8 protein-coding genes and 1 pseudogene are annotated in these 7621 nt (G+C 64.5%); 4 read left to right on the top strand and 5 right to left on the bottom strand.

The window, feature by feature from the left end:
• A pseudogene (locus VFA16_RS19695) lies at positions 1-330 on the bottom strand (hypothetical protein); the annotation flags it as partial.
• Between the two features lie 24 nt (positions 331-354).
• On the bottom strand, positions 355-858 hold the full coding sequence (locus VFA16_RS19690; RefSeq protein ID WP_324969435.1) for a hypothetical protein: 504 nt from the start codon (positions 856-858) through the stop codon (positions 355-357).
• A 134-nt stretch (positions 859-992) separates the two neighbouring features.
• Between VFA16_RS19690 and VFA16_RS19685 the strand changes: the two genes are divergently transcribed.
• Together VFA16_RS19685 and VFA16_RS19680 are read left to right on the top strand one after the other, a co-directional pair.
• A complete protein-coding gene (locus VFA16_RS19685; RefSeq protein WP_324969434.1) occupies positions 993-2156 on the top strand; it encodes an LLM class flavin-dependent oxidoreductase in 1164 nt (387 codons plus the stop codon).
• A gap of 167 nt (positions 2157-2323) precedes the next feature.
• Positions 2324-2605, top strand: a complete 282-nt coding sequence (locus VFA16_RS19680) for a hypothetical protein (RefSeq protein WP_324969433.1) — start codon at positions 2324-2326, stop codon at positions 2603-2605.
• Positions 2606-2627: 22 nt separating this feature from the next.
• Here VFA16_RS19680 and VFA16_RS19675 read toward each other — a convergent pair whose 3' ends face one another.
• From VFA16_RS19675 to VFA16_RS19665, 3 genes are all read right to left on the bottom strand, one after another.
• Positions 2628-3494: a glycoside hydrolase family 16 protein gene (locus VFA16_RS19675; protein WP_324969437.1), complete on the bottom strand. Its 867-nt coding sequence runs from the start codon at positions 3492-3494 to the stop codon at positions 2628-2630.
• A 307-nt stretch (positions 3495-3801) separates the two neighbouring features.
• Positions 3802-4533 carry a methyltransferase domain-containing protein gene (locus tag VFA16_RS19670; RefSeq protein ID WP_324969436.1) on the bottom strand — a complete coding sequence of 244 codons (732 nt, stop codon included), beginning with the start codon at positions 4531-4533 and terminating at the stop codon, positions 3802-3804.
• Between the two features lie 382 nt (positions 4534-4915).
• A complete protein-coding gene (locus VFA16_RS19665) occupies positions 4916-6013 on the bottom strand; it encodes an FAD-dependent oxidoreductase (RefSeq protein ID WP_324969432.1) in 1098 nt (365 codons plus the stop codon).
• An 80-nt stretch (positions 6014-6093) separates the two neighbouring features.
• Between VFA16_RS19665 and tenA the strand changes: the two genes are divergently transcribed.
• Complete coding sequence (gene tenA / locus VFA16_RS19660) at positions 6094-6759, top strand: thiaminase II (protein ID WP_324969431.1); 666 nt, start codon at positions 6094-6096, stop codon at positions 6757-6759.
• Positions 6760-6897: 138 nt separating this feature from the next.
• Positions 6898-7621 (top strand): lipase family protein (locus VFA16_RS19655; protein WP_324969430.1); only part of this gene is annotated, 724 nt, incomplete at its 3' end.

Here is a 7621-nt window from a genome sequence, read left to right as displayed (position 1 = left end):
GGCTTTGTGGAAGGCGATGGTGAGCGGATCGCGCATATCGGTCATCAGCGGGAATTCCAGCAGTTTGGCAACGTCGAGTTCGTATTCCAGCCACCGTGCATCCGTCCGGCTGTGCTCTTCGAGGACGCGTTTTATCGAGCTCCACTGGGCGACTTGGCTACCGCCGGCACGTCCGAGCGCCACCGACTCCGCCCGGCCGGCTCGATCCGGCTCGCTGGACTCAATCTGCCGCCGCTGGCTGGCCAAGAATGCCTTTACCCCGGCGATGATCACGCCGGCCAGCGGTACCAGCACCAGGAGCAGCTCCGCAAGCCGGAACAGTAAGCCCATATGGCGAGGATGCCACCGTCACACTCAAACCCACACGTACAAGCGCGGGTTGGCCGGACCGCGCCGCGATGCGTCTCGCGGAAAGGAAATCGGCGCATCGAATCCGGCGAGCCTGACACTGATCGCCGCTGAATCGGCGGAGACGGCGACGATCGTGCCGATGTCGTACCTCTGTTCGCCATCCCACTTGATGGTGGCGCGCTGCCCGAGGTGGTGCGCAGAAAGGTCCTCGGGCGCGACTTCGGTCGGCTGCGACGACGACGGCGACGGCCCGGCATCCATCTGCGCGTGGGTTGGCACTCGGCCAGAATCCGCCGACCACGCCACGTCATCGCCGAAGTACTCGACGTCGTCGCTGCTGCGCTCGACTCGATGCACCGACTTGGTCCTCTCCGGGGAAGGCCCGTCGTCCACCCAGAGCTTCCACCCCGGGGGAGGCGGCGGCCATGACGGGTCCGGCGACCAGTCAGGTGGCGGCACCCAACCTTCAGGTGGCTTGGGCCAATTCGGGGGAGGGTTATAGCGCATCAGCAGTCACCGCCCCAAGTCGAAGATCCGAAACTAACCAACCATATCTCCGCGCAGGCGGTGCGCTTCTTTCATGTACTACGACGCGCCGCAAGGTTTAAGGTTCGGGCAACTCGATGTCAAAGGGGACCCCGATGAGCAAGCTCAGGTTCGGATATTTCATGGCACCGTTCCACCGTGCGGGCACCAATCCGACGCTGGCGTTGCAGCGGGATCTGGACTTCATTGAACACATCGATGCGCTGGGCTTCGACGAAGTATGGATCGGCGAACATCACTCCGCGGGCAGCGAGATCATCAGCTCCCCGGAGATCTTCATCGCCGCCGCAGCGCAACGAACCAAGCGGATCCACCTGGGCACCGGGGTCATCTCACTCGCCTACCACAACCCGCTGTGGGTTGCCGACCGGCTGATGCTGCTTGATCACCTGACGCATGGTCGCGTGATCGGCGGGGTGGGACCGGGTTCGCTGCCCACCGATTCGGCGATGATCGGGTTGAACCCGACCGACACCCGCGAGCTGCTCGAAACCAACCTCGACATTCTGGTGCGCCTGCTGGCCGGTGAGACCGTGACCGCCAAAACCGCTACTCACGAACTGTTCGACGCGAGGTTGCAGCTTGCCCCCTACTCCGAGGGCGGGATCCCCTTGGCGGTGGCCGCGGTCGCCTCGCCGACGGGCGCCAGGCTGGCCGGCAAGCACGGCATCGGCCTGCTGTCCATCGGGGCGACGCTGAGCATCGAAGGCTTCGACGCGCTGGCCTACCACTGGGGCATCGTCGAAGAGCGTGCCGCTGCCTTCGGCAAGCAGGTCGACCGCAAGGACTGGCGGCTGGTTGGGCCATTCCACATCGCCGAAACCGACGAGCAGGCCCGCGCCGACGTGAAATTCGGCATCGAGCCGTGGTTCCACTACTTCCAGAAGGTGGCCGCATTCCCGCAGATGACCATGCCAGGGGATCAGCTCGACGAGATGATCGACATCATCAACAACGCGGGAGCAGGTGTGATCGGCACGCCGGAGCGGGCGCGCGCACAGGTGCAGCGGCTGTGGGATCAATCGGGCGGATTCGGCTGCATGCTGCAGATGGCTCACGAATGGGCCAATCCGGCGGCGACCAAGCGATCAGCGGAACTGTTCGCCGCCGAGGTGATGCCGCACTTCCAGGGTCAGGCGCAACCGACGCTCGACGCCGCCGCGCGGGCCAGCGAAGTACGCGAAGACCTCGCGCAGACCCAACTTCAGGCCATCGATCACATGACCAAGAAGTACCAAGACGAAGTCGGGCCGAAATAAAGGACTTTCGGAACGAGGTGCGGATGTTATCGGGCCGTTGCGGCTCAGTCGCGTTAAAGTGATCATCTATGACGATCCCGGCGAACCTATGGACTGACGAACGGGGTAGGAGACGGCATCGGCTGCCGGGGCGGGATCAAGTACTCAGCCGTAGACGGGCACGACAAATGAGCCGACGATTCGCCGACGTCGGCGTCGGGATCCCCGCGGTGCGGCTTCAGGCAATAGCGGCGGGTGCCCCCGCCGCGTCCAGCGAGTTGGTGGACGTCCAGTTTGCGCTCGCCGCAACCCAGATACAGCGCGAGGAGCGCGTCTCCAAATTCCACCGCACCCGACGGCGCGGCATCCAATGTCTTCTGGTGGCCGGGCTCATCCTCGCGGCACTGAACCTGCTGGTGTGCATGGCCTACGTTTTCATCAGCCTGGTCCTGCACGAGGCGCCGTACTGACGGACTCGTGTAACTCGTAGCGTTACCAGACCCGCACCCAGTCGATGAGCATGTCCGCCGGATAGCTGCCCTGCCTGGCATCGCCACCGCCCGAACCACCCACCGCCAAGTTCAAGACGGGAAACATCGTGTAACCGGGTTCGTTGAAAGGCCACTCGCGGATCGGCAACTCGAGATGTTCGATGCCGGTCGCTGGAACGGTGAAGTAGGGCTCCGCCCCGTCGACGTAGTCTTCCCAGAAGTAGAAGCCGTTCTGGTCCCATCGGCATCGCCAGGTGTGCCATCCGCCGTCCACCCCGATCGGATGAGTCTCGAATGCCGTCCCCTCCGGGTTGGCGTGGACAGTTGTTCCCGACGGCCATTCCCCGTTGCCGTACCACTCGAGCAGGTCGACTTCACTACTGCGGCCGGGATCGTCGTTGGACAACCACCACGCCGGCCAGCAGCCCGCCGTCAAACAGTTGAGTTTTATCCGGGCTTCCCAGGTGGTGCCGATAGGGCCGCGCCAGTTGCCGCTGACCAGACCGCCGTAGTAGGTGTCGCCGTCTTTGGTGGCGCGCAGAACGAGATTCGAATTGCCGTCGACGAAGACGTTTCGGCGATCGTCCCGGTACTGGTAGAAGAACTCGGGTCTGTCCCACCCCACCGGGTTCTTGATCGGCGTCCGGTGGGTGGCCACCGTCCAATTCGCCGGATTCGGCGCGGAACCGGCCGGTCCGTCGAACTCGTCGTGGAAAAGGTAGCCACCCGTGGTCGCACCCGGCGGTGCGGCGGGCGCCGGCATCGGTGGTGTGCGTGGTGACGACGGGTGGGCACCTGCTTTGGGAAGAGGAGTCGCGGCTGCCATAGCGCCGATCCCCAGCATCAACATCATGCTGCGACGGTTCATTTCGGGCACAGGTGCACGATATAAGTAAGAACGCCGGCGACAAATAAGAATAGGCGATCCAGGCAGACGGCTGCTTTAGACCCAGTGCGTCTCTGATGGTTTCAGTGCGGAAGCATTGTTGCCAAAGGGCATCCGCTGTACACTTCCCGATTTGCCTTGTGCGCCGTTTCCTTATCCGATGTGACGCAAAGCCTGTCGCACGTGCAGACCATCAGTAGTTTCAGAGCCCATGCCCTAATGAGTCAAAACCCGATTCGCGCCCGTATTTCGAGGGCTTTCGATTCGGTCGTTTCTCCGCGTTCGACGTTTACTTCGTTGCTGCAGCGATGAACAGCACCACCGCAACAAAGTAAGTTCCGTTGTCCTGCGCCGCTTTCAGGTGTTCCCACCAGCCGCTGATCTGGTGCGCTTGCAACCGCCCGTCGGTTTGACGGCGGGCGAAGTATCCGGCGAACAGCAGTTCGGAAAACGCCGGGGTGAACTGCACCGGCCGCATCTCGAGTTTCGCTTCCTGCAATCCAGCGTCGCGAAACATGCGGCGGAGCTTCCTGCCGATTCGACCGTCGGCGAAGTCGTCGGCAAAGTCGCTTAGGAGTTTCTCTGTGGTGGCCGCCTCGGGATGATCGATGAGCAAGGTATGCCAGTCGAAATCAACGACACAAATCCGGCCCCCCGGTCGAGTCACCCGACTCATCTCATTGAGGGCCTGTTGCGGCTCTGACAGGTGCATGAACAGCCGTTCTGCTCGCGATGCATCAAACGTCGCGTCGCCGAACGGAAGTTCGTAGGCGGACGCCACCTCAAAACGAGTTTTTGCCTCAAGGGCGCTTGCATATCGGCGTGCCGCGGCGATCATCGTTTCGCTGGCGTCGACCCCTACCAGCTCGCCATCTGGCCCGATGATCGAGGAAAGATCGCCGGCGTCCAACGCGGGCCCGCAGCCTACATCCACAATGTGGTCCCCCGGACGTAACTCGAGCAGATCGGTGGCGCGCTGTCGCGCAGCCACAATGTCGGGCAGTTTGTGGCCTTCACGCATGAACCTGACGAAGAACTCCGGGTCTTCTGTGCGGTCCACCGCCGAAAATTGCGTGGGATCTTGTCCGCTGCTGGCAAGCGAGCGATCTTCTTTGGTCACGTCAGCCGGCCCCGTTCGGTCCTACCACTTGCGCAGTGATGCCCACGCCAGTTCGCGGACGGTTCAATTCTGTAGCCACACGGCAAGTGTGGACCTTGACGGCCACGCTGGAGTTCGATTGGTACAACGGACGAGATGTCGACTTCTTCATCCTCTGCGCCGTCTTCTATGCCGTCGTACCGGGGGGTGTCCTGGCCGGCTGATAACCCGACGGCGGTGACACGCCGTGCGGATTACAGCGTTAGACGCGTGATCTGAACGAACTTCCTGATGCCAGCAGGCGCTAGCTCGGCGGTCCACCCAGCTGCGCGTCAGGCCGCAACTGTTCGGCCAGGTCGTCACCTGAAGCTGCCGCTGCCAGCGCACGGCCAAGTGCCGGCGCGTGCTTGAAAAGGTTGTGGCCGGCAACGAAAAAGACCCCGTCGACCGACCACACGCCCAGGCCATCCGAACCCCACGGGAGTTCGGTGACCCAGCAATGGCGGACATCCACAGGCTCGGCATCAAGACCGGGCAATGCGCGCGCGACGTAGGCGCTGGCCCGCTCAGCGAGCTGGGCGAGGGCCGGGGGATCCAGCAGTCCACCCTCAGGGGCATCGACGTGGTCGCTGAGGCCGACCGCATATCGACCGTTGCCGGGCACGGCCGCCGCATAGACGCCGGTTTCGCCGAATACGCCACTGCCGTCCTGTAGGCATGCCAGTGTCTGCGGCGGCTCTCCGCGGATGTCGTAGGTAAGGCGCACATGGGCCCCGTTGCGGACGGGGAGGACAAGACCCATCCCCCGAGCAAGCGCAGCGGTGCCGCGGCCGGCGCACACAACCACGCTGCCGTGCTCCGCGGCGACACCGCCGGCGCGGACCTCGACAGTCCCTGTGGGTGTGGATCGCACCACCAGCACCTCGTCGTCGACCAGCCGGTCAGAAAGCGCGGCGGTGAGCACGGAAATCGCCGCGGTAGTCCGAATCGAGCCGCCGCGTTCGTCGAGCACCCCGACGCCGTCGAAGTCGGCGAGGATAGGCAACCGCTCGTGCAGCTCCTCGGCGTCGATGCGACGGACGGGGATACCCCCTACCTCTTGTATGACGCTAAGGCGGCTTTCGGCGGACGCTCCGAGCGCGACGACGCCGTCGCCAGAGACCAATTCGATTTCCAGGCGCTCGGCCCACTCGTCCCAGATCAGGCGGCTGCGCTTGGCGAAATCGACCAGACGAGGGTCGTCGTGGCCATGCCGGAAGATGCGTGATTCCCCGCCTGACTGACCATGCCCAGGCATGCCGCGCTCGTAGACCGTCACCGATACCCCGCGCTCGGTTAGGGCGTAGGCGGTCGCTAACCCCACGATCCCGGCGCCGATAACCCCCACGTCGCTGGATGGCACATTGCGACTCAACCATCGCAGTCGGTATTTGTCAGTCGAGGCGACGCAACAGCTGTCATCGGACTGGGATCATCGCAGGCGTGACGCGAGACGGCTGGACCGGACGGTTGTGGGCCGAGGTGGCCGGCATCTACGCAGCAATCCTGCAGCACCCGTTCCTGGCCGGCCTAGCCGACGGCAGCCTCGACCCCGATGCGTTCGCTCACTACCTCATCCAAGACGCGTACTACTTGCACGATTTCGCCCGCGCGCTGACCGCCGTGGGCAGCAAGGCGCCCTGCCCGGCTGACGTCGGCATGTTCGCGCGGCACGCCGCCGGCATCGTCGACGTCGAGCTCGCCCTGCACGCCTCACTGCTGACCCAATTGGGCATTGAGAACACCGATGCTGTGCCCGTCGCGCCGACGACTCGCGCGTATACGAGTTACCTGCTGGCCACCGCGTACAGCGGCACCTTCGCCGACGGGTTCGCCGCGGTACTGCCGTGCTACTGGATCTATGCCGAGGTGGGCGCCGAGCTGGTCAAGCGCGGCTCGGCCGATCCGCGGTACCAAAGCTGGATCGATACCTATGCCGGTGACGAGTACCAGGCAATCGTTGCTGAGGTGCTGGCTCTGGCCGACGAGGTCGGCCAGAGCCTCTCGTCTGCCGACGAGGCCCGCGCCCGGGCGCATTTCGCCACGACCGCTCGCTACGAGTGGATGTTCTGGGACGCGGCTTGGCGGCGCGAGAGGTGGCCCGTCTGATGGCGTGCATCGCCGAGCAGGCGCTGGCACGGTCGCCCCGCCGGCAGGGAGCCGACGCTGCGGACGTTTGAGCAAGAACGCCGACGGTCACACGACTTCTGAGAGACAATGCCCATTGTCGCAGGAGGGGAGTCGCCGATGGACCCTGGCGGTCTGACGGCCGATATTCAATGGCTTGGGCGCGCTCCCCACGAGAATGCGCGCCGCGGCGAGCGTCCGCTGGTGCCGAGCAGGGATCCGTTCTACATCCCGCCGTCCGGATATGAGCAGGCCCGACCGGGCACGGTGCTGCGTTCCCGCGGCGTCGAGCTCGCGTTTCTCGGCCTGATACCGCAGCGATTCAGGGCAACGCAGCTGCTGTATCGAAGCACGAACTTGAACGGCGATCCCGAGGCCGCGGTGACCACCGTGATAATCCCGGCACAGCGCGATCCCGAACTGGTCTGCCCCGTGGTGTCGTATCAATGTGCGATCGACGCGGTGGCAGAAAGGTGCTTTCCCTCCTATGCGCTGCGTCGCGGCGCCAAGGCGGTCGGCGCGTTGGCGCAGCTCGAATTCTTGTTGGTTGCGGCAGTGCTCGCCGAGGGTTGGGCGGTGTCGGTGCCCGACCACGAGGGCTGTCATGGCATGTGGGGGGCGCCGTATGAGCCCGGCTATCGGATTCTCGACGGCGTGCGTGCCGCACTCAACTGCCAGCGCCTGGGCCTCTCGCCGTCGGCGCCGGTAGGCCTGTGGGGGTATTCAGGCGGCGGCTTTGCCTCGGCATGGGCGGTCGAAGTGTGCGCTGGCTATGCGCCCGAACTGAACATCGTCGGCGCGGTGCTGGGCTCGCCAGTCGGTGACCCGGGCAGCGTCGGACGCA

Origin of the sequence: Mycobacterium sp. (assembly GCF_035653355.1) — a bacterium.
GTDB lineage: Bacteria > Actinomycetota > Actinomycetes > Mycobacteriales > Mycobacteriaceae > Mycobacterium.
Note: the sequence above shows the minus strand (reverse complement) of the source record. Positions and strands in the feature narration are given on the sequence as shown.